This is a genomic window from Lacibacter sp. (genome assembly GCF_057361365.1).
Genome location: NZ_JBMQSG010000003.1, coordinates 82,422 through 101,000, shown reverse-complemented (window position 1 = coordinate 101,000; position 18,579 = coordinate 82,422). Strand labels below are relative to the sequence as shown.

Here is an 18,579-nt window from a genome sequence, read left to right as displayed (position 1 = left end):
AATTTATTTTTCTTCTACTGGAAAGAAAACGAGCGAATAAATTCATCGGTTGATTGAACAAACTCTTCTGGTTTACCTTCCTTAAAAACAGTGCCATCTTTTATCATCACCATACGGTTTGCTGTATAGAGAGCGCACTTAATGTCGTGTGTAATAATGATGGATGATGTTTTATATTTTTTCTGCACATCCATAATCAGTTCACTGATCTCATCTGAAGTAATCGGATCAAGTCCTGTTGTTGGTTCATCATACAACATAATTTGTGGATCAACAGCAATGGTGCGTGCAAGACTAATACGTTTGCGCATCCCACCCGAAAGATCTGCGGGCATTTTATGCAATGCATCTACCAACGCAACATTCTCCAGCACTTCATGCACCTTTGCTGCAATTTCTTTTTCTGTCAATCCTTTTTTTATCCGTCGTAATGGGAATTCAATGTTTTGTTTAACTGTCATTGAATCGTATAAAGCACTTCCCTGGAACAGGAAGCCAATTTTTTGTCTTAATTGATTTAAATCTTTTCGTTGCAAACTGGTTACATCCTGGTCAAGAATATTAATACTTCCACTATCAGGTCGCAATAGTCCAACCAGGCATTTTATTAATACAGATTTACCGGAGCCTGACTTACCCAGCACCACAAGATTTTCACCAAGACCTAATTGCAACGATACATCTTTCAAAATCTCCTGGTGGCCAAATGATTTTTTCAAGTGGCTCACAGTAATAACCGGATGCTCCACTTTTGTTGTTGTGAAGGTTTGCGTTTCTTCCAGTGCTGTTATATTATTATTCATGAGATAAGAAGATCTGTTATTTGTACAGCAATCATGTCAACAATAAATACCAATAAGGAAGCGAGAACCACTGCTGATGTAGCTGCATTGCCAACGCTTTGCGTACCACTACTGGCATTGTATCCTTTATAACAACCTACTAAGCCAATTACTGCACCAAAGAAAAAAGTTTTAATTACTGCAGGAAGTACATCAATCATTTCAACTGGAGCAAAAGCCTGGGAAAAGAATAAAACAATTGATACATCACCTTTAATATTTGCACCAACCCAACTTCCGGCAATGCCACATGCATCAGCATAAATGGTAAGTAAAGGGATCATGATCATTGCAGCCAATACTCTTGTAACTACCAGGTATTTCACAGGGTTTATAGATGAAACTTCCATGGCATCAATTTGTTCTGTTACTTTCATGGAACCTAATTCTGCTCCCATCCCCGATGAAATTTTCCCCGCACAGATAAGTGCAGTAATAACAGGTCCCATTTCCCTGATGAGGGACAGACTTACCATACTTGGCAGCAATGTAACTGCACCAAAATCGACCAATACCGGTCTTGATTGAATCGTAAGAACCAAACCAACAATAGCTCCAGTAATGGAAATAAGCGGTAATGATTTATAACCAACAATGTAGCATTGACGCAGAAATTCCCTGAATTCAAAGCCGCCGGTAAATATTTCTTTAACGGTTAATGCTATAAATAGAAAAAAATCAGCGATGTCTGTTAGGAAGTTGCCTGCCTCTTTTGTGCTGGCAATGGCCTTTTCACTCACAAGCGTGCTTTGCCTGCTGGCGATCGTTTTTAATTTATCTGCAGCTTTAAATGAAGCCATTTTTATTTATTGATTAATCGATATAATTCATGCAAATTCCGCATAGGTATTTCACCCATACGAGGGTATGGTTTTTGGTACGAAGCTAATGGGGTAATTTTTCTACAGGATGATGAGCAGGAATTGATGTAGAGAATGTAATTTGAAAATATACATCCTGTTCACCAATCTCAATGTGCGATATTACTTACAGCGTAACAACGTCTACAGCCATAGATTGACAGAAATTATGCCAAGCTAAAGGCTGTTATAATAGGCGGGATAGTAGAAAAAAACGTTGCCGACTTAAAACTTAATATTGAATTCATAATAACCTGCGGAAAAGTTCTCAACTTTAAACAAACTATTTTTTATGAACTGGCCTGTTATTATTGGAGTTGGAATTTTGTTGATTGCACTGGTAGCTTTCCTCGTTCGAAGAAATATGAAAGATGAAGATGAATTTGAGCACCAGGTAAATGAAGATTTTCACAAGTCGAAAGATGAAGAATCTGACGTGCAGATTGATGAGGAAACAAAGTGACAAACATCGCTACTTCTTTATGTCAGTAAACGATTGCATAAATGCGATCAGCAGACTTTTTTCTTTGCTGTTAAGTTTTAAAGGCTCAGCCGGCGGCGTTTGGTTCTCAACCTGGAAACCCATTCCGGCGCCACCACCTTTATTATAAAAGTAAACTACTTCTCAAGTGTTTTGTAAACTCCGTTACGCATGTAAGGCGCAGTGAGAGCAATGTTTCGAACCGTTTAAGTTTTAAATGCACGGAACAATTGTGGCATCTGGTACTCATTATAGCGACCCTTGTCAGCATCAGGTATTACGGTGGATGCATGAGCCAGGAGTACCTAACACTTCACTTTCTGTTTTTTGTAAATAACAGTGGCCCGTCCTGTTAGGCAACGGAAGAAAATGACAGGTGCCCCATTTTGCTTTTCCTAAAAAAAGATTCATGCCACTTATCTCATCTGCATTCGGTTTTTGTGTTTTGCCATTCATGTAGGCATCAAATCTTGAATTGAAACACTGCAAGTGAAAGTATTTTGTTTCAGAGAACTGTATAAACATTTCAAATAAACATGTAACATTAGTCACAAGGATAAGCTCATCTTCGCCAATCAATTAGTTTCCTGCAAAATGATTACATATCTAGGGTTTACTCCAAGTCCGAATTTGCGTAACTAATTTCTTCACTTTGTAAATAACAAAATAGTATATGAAAATTCAGGTAAGTTTAGCATTAATTGCAATTGTATTTGCAACATCTGTACAGTCGCAACATGTAAACATTGGTATTAAGGCAGGCTTAAATCTTTACAACATCAAAAACAACGATGATTTTAAATATGACATGAAACCGGGTTTGCATGCCGGGTTACTCGGGCATATTCATGTTACAAAAAACTTTGCGGTGCAACCCGAATTACTTTTTTCGGCGCAGGGTGCCAAATACAAAACAGGCGGAGTAGAGACAAAACTCAATCTCAACTATCTAAACGTTCCCATTTTATTACAGTATATGTTTGATAATGGCTTCCGGTTCGAAGCCGGTCCGCAAATAGGGCTGTTGCTAACTGCTAAGGCAGATAACGGTACAACAAAAACGGATGTTAAATCTGATCTCAATACCCTTGATGCCGGCCTGGCATTAGGAATTGGTTACATTCATGTGCCTTCAGGTTTTGGAGTTGATGCAAGATACAATCTTGGTTTATCCAATATTAATGATGATGACAACAGCACGTTAAAGTCAAAAAACAGGGGATTCCAGGTTGGCGTGTTTTACCAGTTTAAACATAAATAAGCGTTTCGATCGCATAAAAAAACACCGTCTACAACTGACGGTGTTTTTTTTGGGGCATTCGCATGAATACACAGTATCTGTTTATCCATTTCATTTAATCATATCAATTGTTCAGTGGGGCAGGAGGAGAAGCTGAATTGTTTGTATGCGGCCAAATATCCTTTTAAATCAGGAATAGTTGTCTCGACGGACAATATTGCATAGATCGATACTTCCCGACGTTAAAATTAGGGTGAGCGACGCTACAACTGAGCTGCATTGATTAAGTGTTTGCGGTTAACAACGGCCTTGATCATCGTTAAATGATACGTTTAAAGATGGTACTATTAAAGTTTCGCAACATTACAGGTTATTCATAGTAATCTTAATCATTCACACATTTGCTGCAATTAGTTTACTTGTACACAAAACCATTCCGTGTTATGGTGAAAATTAGAGTTACCTTTAAGAATTACCTGCCCACTGTTTACAAATGCCCTGGGTGATGTTTTGCCGGAGGTAAAAAATACAAATGGGCACAATGAAGATCTACATAAAAAATATGGTTTGCATCCGTTGCAAAATGGTTGTAAAAGAAGAGCTCATTAAACTGGGCATTGCTTATTCTATAGTGGATTTGGGTGAAGTGGAAATCAGTACGCCCTTTACCGCCACACTACACGATCAGTTAAAAGAGAATTTATGGAAATCCGGGCTGGAGTTAATGGACGATAAAAAAAGCGTTCTTATTGAACGGATTAAAAATGTAATTGTTGAAATGGTTCATTATTCAGATGAACCGTTGGTGGTGAATTTTTCAGTTTATTTAAGTGAGAAAATTGACCACGATTATACTTACATGGCCAACCTTTTTTCCGAAGTTCAGGGAACAACAATTGAAAAATTTATTATTGCCCATAAAATTGAACGTGTAAAAGAACTGCTGGTGTATAATGAACTTAACCTCACCGAAATTGCTTACCTGCTTCATTACAGCAGTGTGGCTCACCTTTCGGCACAGTTTAAAAAAGTTACAGGTCTCACACCCTCTCACTTCAAACAACTGAAGGATAAACGAAGGAATATGCTTGAGGATTTATAAATGATATCCGAGCCTGGATAAGGGAGCGAGCCTTCTGTTGAAAAGAATAAATATGAAATTATGAGTACTTATTACAGCATTTTACTGGTTATCCCGGCAGCAATATTATTCCTGATTATCAGGAAGTTTTTGGTAAAAAATAATGGGAATGCAGTTTCATTATTTAAAGCTGCTCTTAAAGAAGAAAATACAGGAAGTTTTGAAGCGGCCATTATTCAGTATGAACTGGCTTTACAGGAGGCCGGCAAAAAAGGATTCGATAAATCGTTAATACTGCTGATCAACGAAAAACTGAAGGTGCTGCACACAATTACAGAGTACGAGAAGGAAATGTGCATACATAGCCGTGTTCATCAAATGAGCGAAGTGGCTAAATCATAATAGTGGCTGCAGGCTAATTATAAATACGAATCATATAACCTTTCCTCGTGCACCTGTAACAATGTAGGGTGACTTAATATGAACCTTTGTGCAAATTAATCGTCAGTTAAATTCTCAGGTGACGCAATCAGTTAAAACATAAATCATGGATATCAACGGGCCTAACAATCAACAGGAAGCAACCGAGCTTGAAAAATCAACAGCACATATCATTGTAGAAATAATTGAATACATGCCCAATGCCGTTGTTAGTAAAACAATTCTGAGAAAGTCTACAGGCAACATCAGTGTTATGTCATTTGATAGCGGAGAAGGCCTAACCGAAAAAACATCTCCTTTTGACACCTTTGCACAAATCATAGAAGGGAAAGCCGAGATTGTGATAAATGGCGTATCTAATTTACTTCAATCCGGTGAAGGAATTATCATACCTGCGCATTTGCCAAATTTTATTCGGCCCAATGGCAGATTTAAAATGATTCTCACAACAATAAAGAGTGGTTACGAGTAAGATTATTTCTCCTACGTCATTTCTTTACAGGTGCGTTGCCAAAAAAATGTGCTTTGAGTGGCCTGCTTTCTCCCAGTAAAAAACCTAGTGGGTTTAATACATCTACTTTATCAGATACCAGTTTCAGAATAGCCACAACCGGAATTGAAAGAAACATTCCTGAAATGCCCCATAGAGCGGCTCCGCCAATAACAGCGATCAGCGATATCAATGCATTGAGTTTTACTTTGGCTCCAATAATCTTGGGAACAATAAAATTATTATCGATAAACTGGATGCCACTGTACAAAAGAGCCACATACAAAACATGCACTGGCGATTTTGTTACAAGCGCAATTATCATAAAAATCACCAAAGCAATTAATCCTCCTATGTATGGAATAATGTTCAGCAATGCCCCGGCTATGCCTAGTAAAAAGGCATATTTGATTCCCAGAATTAATAAACCAACTGTATTAAGTGCAGCGATAATAAGAAATTCAAAAAATAGTCCTACGAGGTAGTGTTGAATAATTTTTTTTGTTTCTGTAAGAATTTCTGTTGTTTGTTCTTTGTTTGACCGGCCCGCCATCTGGCGGATAAACTGTAGTAAATGGTGCTGGTAATAAAGAATCATAAAGGTATACACGGGTATCAGAAAAAACATTGCCACTCCGTTGCCCACACTGCTGAGTGTAACACTGATAGCTGTGTTGCTGCTGTTTAACAGATCTTCTTTTGATTGTAAGATCCAGCTGTTGATGGTGGCTACATCAGTATTAAATACAGTAGATATCCATCCTATTGCCTGGTCGTAGAATTCGTTGAATTTAAGAAGTAACTGGGGAAATGAATCTTTGAGATTTGTTGCCTGTGTAGTTAGCAGAATCATTAAAGAAATAAAAAGCAGCGATACTATAAACAGAACAAGTATGATTGACAAAGTGCGGTTGATCTTCCTTGAAGCAAGAAACTGAACTGCCGGGCTGAGTAACACTGCAATGATGCCGGCAAATAATAATGGAATAAGCAAGCTGCCGGCAATGGAAAGAATGGTAATAAAAACATACAGCCCAATTAATGATAAAGTAATCTTTGCATAAAATGGGAATTTCAAAAACGCATTCATATTCATTTACGGAATCAGATGATGCCGGTGTTTGTTCTTTTCTTAAGTAACTGTTTTGCAAATAAGAAGAGGGTAGTACCGATGGTTTTGATTGTCTCGGGGTTTCTGGCAATAATATTAGTTACGCCAAACTGAATACCATTACCAATAACCTGGCGAACGATTCCTGCATTTTTACCCGCAACAAGTCGTTTTGCTAAAATCCCTGCAGCTACTCCCGCTGATGAGTTTACCATGTTATCTTTCAATTCGGCCGAAGAAGTAATTTCGGTGAGAATATTTTTTAACATAGCAGAGGGACGCATACTTTGCAACACCTCATGAAATTCCGCAACCAATAAGGTTCCCTGTTCCTGTTTTTTCCGCTCTGCATTTAAAACTGCTTGTGCAAGATCTTCTTCTTTTAGTAGGAGACTCATAGGTTAGTGTTGTCGTTAAGGATTTGCTGAATAATAAAACGGCTTACCGGCTTGCGTAAAAGTTTTGCCGATAGAAAGTGTATAACAATGGCTGCAAGGAGATAAAAGGAAGCTACAAGAATAAAACCAAGGTATGGCTTGCCCAGTAAACTGCCGAGCCACATAGCAATACCAATGTTGAATAGCAATATAAACAGGTAAAATGCAGACAATACAAACATGTGTCCTGTAAAAGCAGTTGCTACAGGAATGAGCTTCTGAACAGTTTTGAGTTTAGCAAGTTCAAAATTTGTTTTACCATATTGCTCAGCATGTGTAAGCAATAGATTTAATCTGCCATCTGTTTGTTCCATTGTATGAAATTTCATCGTTGGTAAAATGCCGTTAAGCACAATTGAAGGCATGTCGCCTGTTTATTATTAATCAACTCAGCTATTAATTATGTTGTTTTGGATGCGCAACAGATGATAATACCTGTTCTGCCTTATTTCTTCCGGTTTCGGCTAACTGAGATGCTTCATCCTTTGCCAATTCAAATCTTTCTGCCATGTTGTCGATAAACTCATTGGCTTTATCAGTAATATCGTCTGTAAATTGCTTGCTTCTGCGGCTGATAGATCTTCTTGTTACTGATCCTTTTTCCGGTGCAAAAAGAATTCCAAGCGCCGCACCTACTGCAACACTGGCTAATACTGCCGTTACAACTTTTCCTGTGTTCATGTTTTTTAAGTTTATATGAATATTAAAGGTCGTTTTGTTTAGAGTGGTATGTGTTATACCATTGAATGCATAGGTTGTATCATTCACATATTTCAGAGCTTAAAGGTTAAAGTGAGCAACTTGTTTTTTTTGCAGATTCATGCGTTGCCTGTTACGATGCAGCTTTTCAATTGTTAAACTTGCCATGAGGTAACTAACCGTTGATTCTGCCCCCTGGTTCAGGTTCACAGTATGTTCTTCCAATCCATCATAACACCCACCGGTGCAAGGGTTGTAAATGATCTGCTGAAGATGGTTGGCTCCAAGAAACCAGTTAAATGCAATATCCATTTTGCTGAAGTAAGCCTGTTTCTTAAACACGTCAGAAAATCTGCTCAATGCGAGGATACTGTAAGCCACATCAATGGGTTGTTCGCCTCCGTTTTTAATCACAGCTGTTTCGTTTGTTTTATGTAACCATGTCTGGTTAGAAATTACCCTGATTTTTTGTTCGCTGAATAGTTTACTTAATAAAAAGTCAAACGAGATCACAGCAGTTTCTTTGTATGCTGTAATGCCGGTTGTGATCCATGCACAAAGCATTGCTTCCGGTAAAATACTATTCGCATAAGTAAGATAACTTTCATACCAGCGCCAGTCTTCCTCCTGCTCGTGCCTGTACATTTGCAATAGCCTGTTTGCCATTTCAGTTATAAGCACACTGTTCTCGGCAAGTTTTATTTTTAAGTTACGGTAATACAAACCTTTAATAATAAAACCCATGGCACGGCTTGAATGGATGCCTTGCAAATAAGGCATTGCTTTCTGTATAAGTTGGTTTGCGGTGCTGGTGATTTGTGTTGGTAATAAAGGACGCAATGAAATTAAATAACCCAAAGCCCAGATTGTTCTTCCGTTTGCATCATCAAGATTTGTTTCATAATTGCCCGCTGTAAATTTTTTATCACTGTTTACATAGTTCAGAAAACTTCCATCTGGTTGCTGACAAAAGTTAATGAAGTGCAGGTAAAGATTGATGTAATGGACATCGGCTTTATCTCTCGTTAATTCAAAATGCTGACAAATGGCAATCAACGCTCTTGCATTATCATCAATGGTGTAACCTGACTCCAGGTCGGGCTGGTTTATTTTTGAAAACTGAATCATCCCGAAATCAGTGGTGAGTTTTTTGAGATGATCGAGAATAACAGGTGGCACGTTATAACGAAGCGGCACATGATCATCGACTAATTTTTTAAACAGAACAGCATGTGCAATGGCTGCGTTTTCCCAGGCAGTAGAAGCCATGCGATGTAATCCGTTTGAACCAATGGTATTGCGTAACATTTCATTGCTCAATAAACTATTCACCGCTTTTGATAATTGATCGGGTTGTTCAAATTCAATGATAATGCCGGCATCATTCTTTAATACTTCTTTTGCATGCGGAATGGGTGTTGACACAACAGGGCATCCGCAACTGATGGCATAAGAGAATGTTCCACTTACGGCCTGGTTGGGATCTTTTGATGTAAAGAGATAAATATCGGTGAGCTGCAAGTATTCGAGTAACAACGGAAGAGGAAGAAATGCATTGATAAATCTTACATGGTTCTCCAGTTTTAAATCCGTTACCATTGTTTCCAGCAACTGCCTGTATTGTTCGCCTTCCTGTTGCACAATGGTAGGATGTGTTTTCCCGATAATTAGGAACAGAACTTCCGGATGTTCTTTTACAATATCTGGCAATGCACGGAGGGTGGTTTCTATATTTTTTCCTTTGCTAATTAATCCAAACGTTGAAAGAATTGTTCGCCCGGTCAGCTGTTGTTTTTTCTTTAGGGTTGCTTTGTCTTCATGTGGCACCAGATGCGTACCGTGTGGAATAACAATTATTTTTTTTAGCGATAGATGATATTCAGTAAGAAGAATTTTTTTAGATGATTTCGTCATCACAATCACTGTTGAAGCAAGTGCAGTGATCTGCTGTACATGCTGAAGAAGTTCTTTGCCGGGAGAAGGAAGCACTGTATGAAAAACTACTGCAAAGGGCTTATGTACCAGTTGTAAAAACCGGAGAAAGGCAGCTTCATATTTTTGAAAAAATCCAAACTCATGCTGCAGTAGTATCATTTTTACTGAACTGTCAGCTTCAATGCTTTCGGCCAGCCTGATAAATGCGTCTTCATCATCGGTATTTAAAACATATTTTATGGGGTCGGTATAGGTGTGTTTTTCTGTGTTCGACTCAAGTGCACAAATACTGAACTCAAACGAATGATCAAATTTGTTTACCAGAGCCTTGATAAGATCTTGCGAGTAAGTTGCAATACCACATTCCCTTGGAGGGTAAGAACTGATCACTAAAATCTCGGGAAGCTTGTCTTTGCTGTCGGCTAGTTGAAGATCTTCACCCCATGCTGTTAATTGGTTAAATAAGAGTGGGGTTGGAATGTACTGGAGCTGCCTCGTTTGTTGTTTCATTTTTGTTTCGGTTAAGTAGTAACTCATCAAGCAATGCAGATATACTCAGGCTTGCGCAGGCAATCTGCTCATCGGCTGCACCATAGTAAATGTAAAGTGTGTCGTTCTCTTGCACTGTTCCGGTTGGAAAACAAACATTGTTTACTTCGCCTTTTAATTCCCATTCTTCATCGGGTTTAAAGAGGGCATAGGGTAAACGGGCAATTTCAATGAAGGGATTGTTGATATCAAGCAACGCAGCACAGGCACAATACACATAACCTTTCACAGTATCATGCACGCCATGATAAATCATCAACCAACCTTCTGCTGTTTCAATGGGCGGGCATCCTCCGCCTATATAACTTACTTCATGTTTATATTTTGGTTCCAGTAGAATATTTTCATCGAGATGTAAAAAATAATTCTGCCAGAACTCAGCAGTTAAATCACTGATCTCTTTAACAGCTGTTAATTGTATATCGGGACGGATACGGTGAAGAAAATGCAACATGCCATTAATACGGCGTGGAAAAAAAATGACATTCTTATCCCACACAACCATTTTTTGATCCTGCTTATCGGGAAAGCGGAAATCTTCATTAAAACGCAAATATTTTTTATTGATCTTTCCTTTTGATTCTGCCAGGTGATGGAAAGCACTGTAGGTTATCTGTGCAGTAATAATGCCCTTTTTTTCCCAATGAACGAGATCCGTTGAGGTAGCAAGTGCACCTAAAGCATTAATGCCGTCGTATGCTGTATAAGTGAGATAAAATAAGTCATCTATCTTAACAATGCGGGGATCTTCAACACCATGCACCTCGTAATCAAACTGGGGAAATAATACAGGAGTGTCAAAACGTTCATCTATTTGTAAAGGACTGCTGAGTTTGCAATAACCAATGCTTGAATAATTTCCTTTGGCTACTGCTCTGTAAAAAATATGAATACCATTATTGTTACGGATAACGGCTGGGTTTAGGACACCGTCGCATTCAAATCCATGTGTTGTTTTTGCTAAAATAATTCCTTCTTTTTTTATTGCCAGCATAGTTTTTTGTGGTTGCCAGTTGATCAGAAACAACCTTTACTCCTTCTTGTAAAGTTCACGTTCATTAAACGAGACTTGTTATATGCTTGCCCGGAAACATTACAGTATTCACATATCCCATTCCTGTTTGAACAAAAAGAAGGCAGGCTTTCAATCCCGCCTCGATTTCCAGTTTAATCTTCTTGATTTACTTATTGTCAGTAAAAATTTCACCGATGGCTTTACCTAATTCCTCCACATCATGGTTGAATTCTTCCTTAAATTTTTGCCAATCGGTTTTGTTTGTTTCGTAGGTACTTATTTTCAACCGCAGATCTCTGTTGCGCTGCTCAAGTGCTTCAATACGTTCGGCCCGCATTTTATTCAGCAACTTCCCGGAATTGTTCATCTTAGCCTTCAATTCTGCAATGCGCTTTTCATTAGCTTCAATTTTTGCTTCGGCATCGGCTTTAAACGCTCTCCATTCTTCAGGAGTGGCTACCTGTACGGTTACGTCTTTGTTGCTCTCTTCAATAACAACGGTATCTTTAATTATAACATTCTCGGATGTCTTATCATCCGTACTGTTATTACAACTAGTAAATGAAATACAGGTAATGTACACGATTGCAGAAAGTAGCGAAAAGGTTTTTTTCATGTTTGTTTTTTAATGATGAATGAACTGATTAAATGATTCGATTATATATGTAAATGGATTGGGTCGAAAATAATATTTAACTGCAGATAGATTATAAGTATATGCTTAGCCTTTCTTTTTCTCCTCGGTTGCTTTCCGTTCAGCAGCTTTTTTTGCCGCCGCTTTTTTCTTCCTGTTGAAATAGCCTTTCAGCAGAAAATTTTCTTTCGCAGCTTCCATGTTTTCACTCAGGCCCCGGCTGCTTGTCTTCATATTCTGCATGGTCTGGCTCAGGTTATTTGCAATAGTTGGATCCTCGATTAATCTTCCCAGCGTGCCATTACCGCTATTCACTTTTATCATTACTTCTGCAAGCTGTTCAGTTATCACTTCTGCATTGGCAGCTGTTATTTGCAAACTGGCCATAATTTCGCCTGTTTCAACAGGTTCTTCTGATTCCAGTAACTGCCCCTCTTTGATAATGGGCGATTCACTGCTGCCTTGTGAAATAATGACGAGCTTATCACCAATAATACCGTCTGAAGCAATAACCGCTTTACTGTCTACTTTAATAAATTTTCTCACACTGTTCTTTATAACCATCACAACTTTCACAGTTGAATCGTTAATAATGCTGATGTCATCAACAGTGCCAATGGTAATGCCCGAAAAACGAATATTGTTTCCGGCCTGTAATCCACTCACATTGTTGAAAGCCGCAGAAATTGAAAATACCGGTGTAAATAGATTATTCTTTCTTCCGATAATAAACAGAACTGCAGCAAACAGTACCATGCCGCAAAGTATAAACAGCCCAAGTTTTATTTTATATGATTGTGATGTTGTATCCATAAGTATTTTTTTTCTGGTTAAAAGAAAAATGATTGAATGAATTCGTCGGTTGATTGTTTAAACTCTTCCGGCTTCCCTTCATGATAAACGGAACCATCCTTTAACATGATCATCCGGTTGGCCGTATGCAAAGCACACTTAATGTCATGCGTAATAATGATGGAAGATGTTTTATATTTTTTCTGCACATCTACAATGAGTGCACTGATTTCGTCTGAAGTAATCGGATCCAGTCCTGTTGTTGGTTCATCATACAACATAATCAGCGGATCAACTACTATCGTTCTGGCCAGGCTGATACGTTTACGCATGCCACCTGAAAGCGACGAGGGCATTTTATTCAACGCATCTACAAGGTCAACATTCTCTAATACCTCGTGAACTTTATCAGCAATTTGTTTTTCAGTTAATCCCTTTTTTATTCGGCGTAAAGGGAATTCAATATTCTGTTTCACCGTCATTGAATCGTACAATGCTCCGCTCTGAAATAGAAACCCGATCTTTTGACGCAGTTGATTTAATTCTTTTCGGCTTAAACTTGTAACATCTTCATTCAGTATATTAATGCTGCCACTATCAGGTTTCAGCAATGCAACAAGGCATTTGATCAATACTGATTTGCCGGAACCCGATTTCCCCAATACCACGAGGTTTTCACCTGAGCCAAGTTGAAGGGTGATGTCTTTTAAAATTTCCTGGCCACCGAAAGATTTTTTTAACTGGTGAATTTCGATAACCGGGTTTTCAGCCGTTTTTTTTGCTGTTTTATCTGTTTCATTCAGAGCTGTTACGTTGTTCATGAGATAATGAGATCAGTTATTTGTACAGCAATCATATCAACAATAAACACCAGTAAGGAAGCCATAACAACGGCTGATGTTGCTGCAACGCCCACACTTTGTGTACCGCTTCCGGCGTTATATCCTTTATAGCAACCAACAAAACCAATTACGGCACCAAAGAAAAAAGTTTTAATAACAGCGGGCACCACATCCACCATATCAACAGCAGCAAATGCCTGGGAAAAAAACAAAACTATTGATACGTCACCTTTAATATTTGCACCTATCCAGCTGCCGGCAATACCACAGGCATCTGCATAAATGGTAAGAAGTGGAATCATAATTGTTGCCGCCAGTATTCTTGTAACGATTAAATATTTAAACGGGTTGATGGATGATACTTCCATTGCATCGATCTGTTCTGTAACTTTCATTGAACCAAGCTCAGCACCAATGCCAGATCCAATTTTTCCTGCACAGATGAGTGCAGTTATAACAGGACCCATTTCCCTGATGAGAGATAAACTAACCATACTGGGCAACATATTCACGGCCCCGAAATCGGCCAGTACCGGCCTGGATTGAATTGTTAACACAAGACCCATAATTGCTCCTGTAACAGAGATTAACGGTAATGATTTATAACCAATCTGGTAACATTGCCTGATAAATTCTTTGAATTCAAAACCCCTGCTGAAGAGTTCTTTGAATATTCTTCCGGCGAATAAAGAAACATCAGCTAAATCTGTTAAGAAACTGCGTGCTTCTTTTGTATTGGCAATTGCTTTTTCACTAACAATAATTGTTTGCCTGCTTGCGAGGGTTTTTAATCTGTCGGCTGTTTTAATTATAGCCATATTTTTTTATTGATTGATCATCCGCACCTGGGCAACGGGGTTCACTTTTTCAGGAAACTGACTGGTAATACCAGCAGCAAAAATTTCGGCCATTTCTGCATGTGATTGCGCTTTGTCATAGGCAATAATATCGGCAGCATAATCCTTATTGATGCGCAGAATTGCCTGTGTGGTTGTTAACCGAAGTTGCTCTTTAATCATTAACTGCATTTTATCGCTCGCCCAGTAACTGTTAATAGCTGCAAGAAAAGTCGCAATATCATTGGCGTTGGCATGCCAGCGTGCATTCGCTTCGTGTAACTGCGGTCGTTTTTTTTCTGTTGCATACAACATCACTTCCACGGAAATGCGTACATGTTCCTGCAGTAACCGGGTTAGCTCTTCGCCTGAAGCAGTTCCGTAAAAAGGTTTTATTGCATTTCCTATGTCAATCTTATTCTGTTGTAATCGATCAACTGCCTCCAACGTGCCCGGTAGGTTATCTACAATACAAAGCATAACATTTCTGTTCCACACAACATGTTGCTTCCACAACTCAAGCATTTGATTGTGCAATGCATCATCTCCTTTATAATTTACTGCTGACTGTTGAAAAGAATCGTTATTTGATTCGGGATTGCCTTTTACAGCAGAGTAGCAAAAAAGAAAAATAACAAGGAGCACCTGGAAAAATGTAGAAATTCTATCTCTTGAAATAAGTTTCATATTTATTAAATATAGATGACAGGAAAAGTAATAGCGTTCCCGTTTTGCGCTGAATGTAATTGGATATTGTACTTATCACCGGTATAACGATGAACTGAGAGTCGGAAACAATGTTGGCATTAACTGGCGATGTAAGAAATGCACCAATTCCACAAAAATGTACTTACTGTTTACAAATTGTAACGTATAAGAGAGAAAACTGTGGAGAGCGAGGATACAAACTGTGCCAACCTCGTGCAGTTGTTAAAGGTCGCTCATTTTTAACTACTGAGTATTATAGCCGCTTAAACAAAGATTATATCATTCACACATTTACAATAAAACAGATATAATGACCCGGTAGATGAGATTTTGAATGAATGGCGTTGGGGGAGTAGCCCTTTGTATATTCACTAAATCTATAACAGGTCCGGATATTTGTACAATCAGCACGCTCTCATTTACGAAATATATATTTCTCCGTCGTTTTTCTTTTCTTTACAGCGCATGGACATTCTCTCGTTGTATTCTCTTACGTACTGGGTATTTATTTTGCTGGCAGCATTTGCCATTGGCCTAGCGAAAGGCGGGTTAAAAGGTGTAGATATGTTGGCCGTTACAATAATGGCGCTCGTTTTTGGAGGTAAATCTTCAACCGGTATTGTGCTGCCATTATTATGTGTGGCTGATATTGGCGCCGTGTCGTATTACAACCGTCATGCACAATGGAAGCATTTCTGGAAATTGATTCCGTGGATGATCATTGGTATTTTGCTGGGTGTTTTTTTAGGAAAGGATATGGATGAAATCCTGTTTCGTAAAATTATGGCTGTAATCATTGTTGTTACAATTGCCATTGTACTGTGGATGGAATTTCGGAAATCAACTTCGGTACCGCAGCATCCATTGTTTGCAACAGGTACAGGTCTTGCAGCAGGTTTCACAACAATGATCGGTAATCTGGCAGGTGCGTTTGCTAATCTTTATTTTCTTGCCATGCGCTTACCAAAGAACGATTTTATTGGTACAGCGGCATGGATATTTTTAGTGATGAATTTATTTAAACTGCCTTTTCAGGTTTTTTACTGGAAAAATATTACTCTTCAAACACTTCAAACTGATCTTGTATTATTACCTGCATTGGCACTTGGATTTTTCCTTGGCATACGATTAACAAATAAAATACATGACCTGCATTACCGTAAAATGGTATTGCTGTTAACCTTAGTTGGCTCAGTACTGATGCTGTTGAAAAAATAATTCTAGTCGATCATATCGCCGAGGTCACTGATGCCTAAGGTGAACCAGAAAATAAAAAGAGCCAGTATCACTTTTACGGCAAATGGAATAGTAAAGCCAAAGGTTTTCTTCAACACATCATTCACAGGTGGAAAGAACAACAAGGATAAAAGCAAACCAATAATTCCCGGCACGGCATGCACCAAAACCAGGTTTAGTATTCCTATTGTTAAGACAGCCAGGCCCAATACCCAGCTGATGATATTCTGTATGGACAGTTTTTGCTGCATCATTTACTTTGATTTAATAAATTAAAAACTTGCAAGCATCAGATCGATCTTATCAAATAATTCACCAACGCCCAACGATGTCCAAATAATAAATAAAGCGATCACAATTCTGATCAATCCAAGTTTAGGAATAGTAAAGCCTGCAATTTTTTTCGCTAACTCGCTTACCGGGAGAAAAAATGCAAGGGAAAGCAAGAGAATAAAAATACCATAGCCCGCATCATTTCCCCAAAAAGTATTGATGATGCCAATTGCAAATGCAAGTACACCAAAGATGTAACTGAGGATGTTTCCAATGTTGAGTTTGTAGGTCATTACACGAAATTTAGTTGTTTTAAAAGCACTTTGAAATACAAAGTAAATGTATATTTGTGAACCGGGCAAGTGTTTCTAGGATATTTTTTGCCAGGCTGGAGGAGTGGAGTTATTGTTTTAAGAACGGTAAGTGCACCGGTTTTCTAACTACTTTGAAATCATGTATCAATTAATAATAACGCTATGAAATTATTTGTGGAGCATAACTCTGTTGTAAGAAAGATCTGGGGCAAAAGCGATACGGTGCTGTTTATTTTTGCCGGTGCATCGGCCGAATTTGCATTGAATAAAGCAGTTGACTGGCTATACTTTACCGGCAAGCTTCCGTCTGATCCTTTAGGCCGGCTTTTCTCTACCGTTTCTTACGCTCGAAAGATAGTTTTCTCAACCGAAGATGAAGCCAATAAGGCCATTGATACCATGCATCATATCCATAGTGCAATTGAACAAAGTCGTGGTTATAAAATTCCTGGTTGGGCTTATCGTGATGTTTTGTTTATGTTGATTCATTATTCCATTGCTGCCTATGAATTGCTCGAAGAGAAGCTTACTGATGCAGAAAAAGAAGAAGTGTACAATGTATTTTATAGAGTGGGTGTGAGAATGGGTTTGACAGAGTTACCTGCAAACTATAATGAATGGGTTCCGGTTCGACATGCGCATTTATTATCTGATCTGAAAAAGAGTGATTATACTGCCGATCTTTTCAATCAATACAAAAAACATATTGGCAGCATGCGTTTCAAAGTGTTGATCGAAGCACAAAAATTAGTGGTACCGCAAAGAGTAAAAGAATTACTTCATTTCAATAATTATTCTTTGCTTGATCCGGTTGTACCGCTCTATAAGATCAGCCGGCTGATGAAGATGGATTGGTTGTTGAAAAACATGTTACTACCTGCTGCCTATAAAGAACAGATAAATGCACTAAATGTATATAACGAAGCAACGAAGACAGTTGGCTTCGCTTAAGCCGAACTTTCTTTTTGCAGTATATATTGATCCCTGCTGTGTTTTAAAATAAACAATCCTAATACAGCCCTGCTTACGGGTTGCAGTGCAGGATAAACAAGACCGGTAATTTTTCCTGCCCATGCTTGATTCGCATAGTTTGATAAAATAATGAGCACTGTTAACGGAACTGCTGCCCATAGCAAATAGCTGAGTAATTTTTCCAATCCTTTTCCTCTTTGTGTTGCTATTGCAAAAAATAAAGAGCCAAGAAGGAACGCCACGAGTATAACAAAAAACAGGCTGTCCCAAACACCCATAAAAGAAGTGATATTTGTTTCAAGGATGGTTTTGGTTTGATCATTGGCAAGAGCATAGCTGCTACGCCAATTCCCGTTCACGGTGAAGATGAGCGCTGCCACACCAATCATTTCTATTGTTCCCCAAACACCCAGCCACATCATACCAAACAAAGAAGTTGCGGGCTGTTTTTTATAGAGTATTAGCGTGAGACCAAAATAGGCCGTTAATGCAAAAGGGATATGAATAAAGTTTACCCAGAGACGTGAAATATAGTAAGCGTTTTGATGCATTGACACAGCTTCAGTAAAGTTCGCCGGCGTGTTATAGAATTTGGGCAATAGCCAAAGAAAAAAAGTAGTAATAGCGCTGATGAATGCAGAGATTGAAGCGATTTTTAAAAACGCTTTGTTTTGGTTGATGGGTAGCATGGGTTGATGATAAAATAATGGTTTGATGTTAAGGTTTGTATACGAACAATGTTATGGTGCAAGATTTCATATAATTGATCCAAAACTTGCTGCGAAGTTGAA

Annotated in this window: 23 protein-coding genes; 7 read left to right on the top strand and 16 right to left on the bottom strand. The window is 38.5% G+C overall.

The window, feature by feature from the left end; genetic code table 11:
• Window positions 1–14: 14 nt before the first annotated feature.
• Together ACO1QW_RS01605 and ACO1QW_RS01600 are read right to left on the bottom strand one after the other, a co-directional pair.
• Window positions 15–803, bottom strand: coding sequence for an ABC transporter ATP-binding protein (locus tag ACO1QW_RS01605; protein WP_486255068.1), 789 nt, complete (start codon window positions 801–803; stop codon window positions 15–17).
• Window positions 800–1,642 (bottom strand): MlaE family ABC transporter permease, encoded by an 843-nt coding sequence (locus ACO1QW_RS01600; RefSeq protein ID WP_486255067.1) that lies wholly within the window; start codon window positions 1,640–1,642, stop codon window positions 800–802. The genes ACO1QW_RS01605 and ACO1QW_RS01600 overlap by 4 nt, the downstream gene beginning before the upstream one ends.
• A 352-nt stretch (window positions 1,643–1,994) precedes the next feature.
• Here ACO1QW_RS01600 and ACO1QW_RS01595 point away from each other — a divergent pair, with 352 nt between their 5' ends.
• The 5 genes from ACO1QW_RS01595 to ACO1QW_RS01575 all read left to right on the top strand — a co-directional run bounded on the left by ACO1QW_RS01595 (window position 1,995) and on the right by ACO1QW_RS01575 (window position 5,417).
• Window positions 1,995–2,165 (top strand): hypothetical protein, encoded by a 171-nt coding sequence (locus ACO1QW_RS01595; protein ID WP_486255065.1) that lies wholly within the window; start codon window positions 1,995–1,997, stop codon window positions 2,163–2,165.
• 691 nt (window positions 2,166–2,856) lie between these two features.
• On the top strand, window positions 2,857–3,444 hold the full coding sequence (locus ACO1QW_RS01590; protein ID WP_486255064.1) for a porin family protein: 588 nt from the start codon (window positions 2,857–2,859) through the stop codon (window positions 3,442–3,444).
• 520 nt (window positions 3,445–3,964) lie between these two features.
• Window positions 3,965–4,525, top strand: a complete 561-nt coding sequence (locus tag ACO1QW_RS01585) for a helix-turn-helix domain-containing protein (RefSeq protein WP_486255062.1) — start codon at window positions 3,965–3,967, stop codon at window positions 4,523–4,525.
• A gap of 60 nt (window positions 4,526–4,585) precedes the next feature.
• Window positions 4,586–4,906, top strand: a complete 321-nt coding sequence (locus ACO1QW_RS01580; protein WP_486255060.1) for a hypothetical protein — start codon at window positions 4,586–4,588, stop codon at window positions 4,904–4,906.
• A gap of 145 nt (window positions 4,907–5,051) precedes the next feature.
• Window positions 5,052–5,417 (top strand): cupin domain-containing protein, encoded by a 366-nt coding sequence (locus tag ACO1QW_RS01575; RefSeq protein WP_486255058.1) that lies wholly within the window; start codon window positions 5,052–5,054, stop codon window positions 5,415–5,417.
• Window positions 5,418–5,433: 16 nt separating this feature from the next.
• On the opposite strand, the gene ACO1QW_RS01570 is transcribed toward ACO1QW_RS01575, so the two are convergent.
• From ACO1QW_RS01570 to ACO1QW_RS01520, 11 genes are all read right to left on the bottom strand, one after another.
• On the bottom strand, window positions 5,434–6,513 hold the full coding sequence (locus ACO1QW_RS01570) for an AI-2E family transporter (protein ID WP_486255056.1): 1,080 nt from the start codon (window positions 6,511–6,513) through the stop codon (window positions 5,434–5,436).
• 26 nt (window positions 6,514–6,539) lie between these two features.
• Window positions 6,540–6,944, bottom strand: a complete 405-nt coding sequence (locus ACO1QW_RS01565; protein WP_486255054.1) for a hypothetical protein — start codon at window positions 6,942–6,944, stop codon at window positions 6,540–6,542.
• Window positions 6,941–7,348 (bottom strand): hypothetical protein, encoded by a 408-nt coding sequence (locus ACO1QW_RS01560; protein WP_486255052.1) that lies wholly within the window; start codon window positions 7,346–7,348, stop codon window positions 6,941–6,943. Before ACO1QW_RS01560 ends, ACO1QW_RS01565 begins: the two co-directional genes overlap by 4 nt.
• 31 nt (window positions 7,349–7,379) lie before the next feature.
• Entirely contained in the window at window positions 7,380–7,664 is a 285-nt protein-coding gene (locus tag ACO1QW_RS01555) for a YtxH domain-containing protein (protein ID WP_486255050.1), read from the bottom strand.
• Window positions 7,665–7,763: 99 nt separating this feature from the next.
• On the bottom strand, window positions 7,764–10,127 hold the full coding sequence (locus ACO1QW_RS01550; RefSeq protein WP_486255048.1) for a glycosyltransferase: 2,364 nt from the start codon (window positions 10,125–10,127) through the stop codon (window positions 7,764–7,766).
• Window positions 10,075–11,160, bottom strand: a complete 1,086-nt coding sequence (locus tag ACO1QW_RS01545) for a glycoside hydrolase family 130 protein (RefSeq protein ID WP_486255047.1) — start codon at window positions 11,158–11,160, stop codon at window positions 10,075–10,077. Before ACO1QW_RS01545 ends, ACO1QW_RS01550 begins: the two co-directional genes overlap by 53 nt.
• A gap of 187 nt (window positions 11,161–11,347) precedes the next feature.
• Window positions 11,348–11,797, bottom strand: coding sequence for a hypothetical protein (locus tag ACO1QW_RS01540; RefSeq protein WP_486255045.1), 450 nt, complete (start codon window positions 11,795–11,797; stop codon window positions 11,348–11,350).
• 105 nt (window positions 11,798–11,902) lie between these two features.
• Window positions 11,903–12,628, bottom strand: coding sequence for an MlaD family protein (locus ACO1QW_RS01535; protein ID WP_486255043.1), 726 nt, complete (start codon window positions 12,626–12,628; stop codon window positions 11,903–11,905).
• A gap of 17 nt (window positions 12,629–12,645) precedes the next feature.
• Window positions 12,646–13,428 carry an ABC transporter ATP-binding protein gene (locus tag ACO1QW_RS01530; protein WP_486255042.1) on the bottom strand — a complete coding sequence of 261 codons (783 nt, stop codon included), beginning with the start codon at window positions 13,426–13,428 and terminating at the stop codon, window positions 12,646–12,648.
• Complete coding sequence (locus ACO1QW_RS01525) at window positions 13,425–14,267, bottom strand: MlaE family ABC transporter permease (RefSeq protein WP_486255040.1); 843 nt, start codon at window positions 14,265–14,267, stop codon at window positions 13,425–13,427. The genes ACO1QW_RS01530 and ACO1QW_RS01525 overlap by 4 nt, the downstream gene beginning before the upstream one ends.
• Before the next feature lie 6 nt (window positions 14,268–14,273).
• Window positions 14,274–14,972, bottom strand: coding sequence for a hypothetical protein (locus ACO1QW_RS01520; RefSeq protein WP_486255038.1), 699 nt, complete (start codon window positions 14,970–14,972; stop codon window positions 14,274–14,276).
• A gap of 486 nt (window positions 14,973–15,458) precedes the next feature.
• Between ACO1QW_RS01520 and ACO1QW_RS01515 the strand changes: the two genes are divergently transcribed.
• Entirely contained in the window at window positions 15,459–16,211 is a 753-nt protein-coding gene (locus tag ACO1QW_RS01515) for a sulfite exporter TauE/SafE family protein (protein ID WP_486255036.1), read from the top strand.
• Window positions 16,212–16,213: 2 nt separating this feature from the next.
• On the opposite strand, the gene ACO1QW_RS01510 is transcribed toward ACO1QW_RS01515, so the two are convergent.
• Window positions 16,214–16,483 carry a hypothetical protein gene (locus ACO1QW_RS01510; RefSeq protein WP_486255034.1) on the bottom strand — a complete coding sequence of 90 codons (270 nt, stop codon included), beginning with the start codon at window positions 16,481–16,483 and terminating at the stop codon, window positions 16,214–16,216.
• 18 nt (window positions 16,484–16,501) lie between these two features.
• Window positions 16,502–16,795 (bottom strand): hypothetical protein, encoded by a 294-nt coding sequence (locus ACO1QW_RS01505; RefSeq protein WP_486255032.1) that lies wholly within the window; start codon window positions 16,793–16,795, stop codon window positions 16,502–16,504.
• A 183-nt stretch (window positions 16,796–16,978) separates the two neighbouring features.
• On the opposite strand from ACO1QW_RS01505, the gene ACO1QW_RS01500 reads away from it, so the two are divergent.
• Window positions 16,979–17,767 carry an oxygenase MpaB family protein gene (locus ACO1QW_RS01500; protein ID WP_486255031.1) on the top strand — a complete coding sequence of 263 codons (789 nt, stop codon included), beginning with the start codon at window positions 16,979–16,981 and terminating at the stop codon, window positions 17,765–17,767.
• Here the strand turns inward: ACO1QW_RS01500 and ACO1QW_RS01495 are convergent.
• Entirely contained in the window at window positions 17,764–18,477 is a 714-nt protein-coding gene (locus ACO1QW_RS01495) for a hypothetical protein (protein WP_486255029.1), read from the bottom strand. The genes ACO1QW_RS01500 and ACO1QW_RS01495 overlap by 4 nt on opposite strands.
• Window positions 18,478–18,579: the final 102 nt, after the last annotated feature.

Excerpts from the sequence above, each read along its gene's own strand:
- ACO1QW_RS01520 (WP_486255038.1), bottom strand. The coding sequence starts at position 14,972 with ATGAAACTTATTTCAAGAGATAGAATTTCTACATTTTTCCAGGTGCTC.
- ACO1QW_RS01550 (WP_486255048.1), bottom strand. The coding sequence starts at position 10,127 with ATGAAACAACAAACGAGGCAGCTCCAGTACATTCCAACCCCACTCTTA.
- ACO1QW_RS01555 (WP_486255050.1), bottom strand. The coding sequence starts at position 7,664 with ATGAACACAGGAAAAGTTGTAACGGCAGTATTAGCCAGTGTTGCAGTA.
- ACO1QW_RS01505 (WP_486255032.1), bottom strand. The coding sequence starts at position 16,795 with ATGACCTACAAACTCAACATTGGAAACATCCTCAGTTACATCTTTGGT.
- ACO1QW_RS01580 (WP_486255060.1), top strand. The coding sequence starts at position 4,586 with ATGAGTACTTATTACAGCATTTTACTGGTTATCCCGGCAGCAATATTA.
- ACO1QW_RS01510 (WP_486255034.1), bottom strand. The coding sequence starts at position 16,483 with ATGATGCAGCAAAAACTGTCCATACAGAATATCATCAGCTGGGTATTG.
- ACO1QW_RS01605 (WP_486255068.1), bottom strand. The coding sequence starts at position 803 with ATGAATAATAATATAACAGCACTGGAAGAAACGCAAACCTTCACAACA.
- ACO1QW_RS01595 (WP_486255065.1), top strand. The coding sequence starts at position 1,995 with ATGAACTGGCCTGTTATTATTGGAGTTGGAATTTTGTTGATTGCACTG.
- ACO1QW_RS01575 (WP_486255058.1), top strand. The coding sequence starts at position 5,052 with ATGGATATCAACGGGCCTAACAATCAACAGGAAGCAACCGAGCTTGAA.
- ACO1QW_RS01585 (WP_486255062.1), top strand. The coding sequence starts at position 3,965 with ATGAAGATCTACATAAAAAATATGGTTTGCATCCGTTGCAAAATGGTT.
- ACO1QW_RS01545 (WP_486255047.1), bottom strand. The coding sequence starts at position 11,160 with ATGCTGGCAATAAAAAAAGAAGGAATTATTTTAGCAAAAACAACACAT.
- ACO1QW_RS01500 (WP_486255031.1), top strand. The coding sequence starts at position 16,979 with ATGAAATTATTTGTGGAGCATAACTCTGTTGTAAGAAAGATCTGGGGC.
- ACO1QW_RS01600 (WP_486255067.1), bottom strand. The coding sequence starts at position 1,642 with ATGGCTTCATTTAAAGCTGCAGATAAATTAAAAACGATCGCCAGCAGG.
- ACO1QW_RS01525 (WP_486255040.1), bottom strand. The coding sequence starts at position 14,267 with ATGGCTATAATTAAAACAGCCGACAGATTAAAAACCCTCGCAAGCAGG.
- ACO1QW_RS01495 (WP_486255029.1), bottom strand. The coding sequence starts at position 18,477 with ATGCTACCCATCAACCAAAACAAAGCGTTTTTAAAAATCGCTTCAATC.
- ACO1QW_RS01535 (WP_486255043.1), bottom strand. The coding sequence starts at position 12,628 with ATGGATACAACATCACAATCATATAAAATAAAACTTGGGCTGTTTATA.
- ACO1QW_RS01565 (WP_486255054.1), bottom strand. The coding sequence starts at position 6,944 with ATGAGTCTCCTACTAAAAGAAGAAGATCTTGCACAAGCAGTTTTAAAT.
- ACO1QW_RS01530 (WP_486255042.1), bottom strand. The coding sequence starts at position 13,428 with ATGAACAACGTAACAGCTCTGAATGAAACAGATAAAACAGCAAAAAAA.
- ACO1QW_RS01540 (WP_486255045.1), bottom strand. The coding sequence starts at position 11,797 with ATGAAAAAAACCTTTTCGCTACTTTCTGCAATCGTGTACATTACCTGT.
- ACO1QW_RS01560 (WP_486255052.1), bottom strand. The coding sequence starts at position 7,348 with ATGCCTTCAATTGTGCTTAACGGCATTTTACCAACGATGAAATTTCAT.
- ACO1QW_RS01515 (WP_486255036.1), top strand. The coding sequence starts at position 15,459 with ATGGACATTCTCTCGTTGTATTCTCTTACGTACTGGGTATTTATTTTG.
- ACO1QW_RS01590 (WP_486255064.1), top strand. The coding sequence starts at position 2,857 with ATGAAAATTCAGGTAAGTTTAGCATTAATTGCAATTGTATTTGCAACA.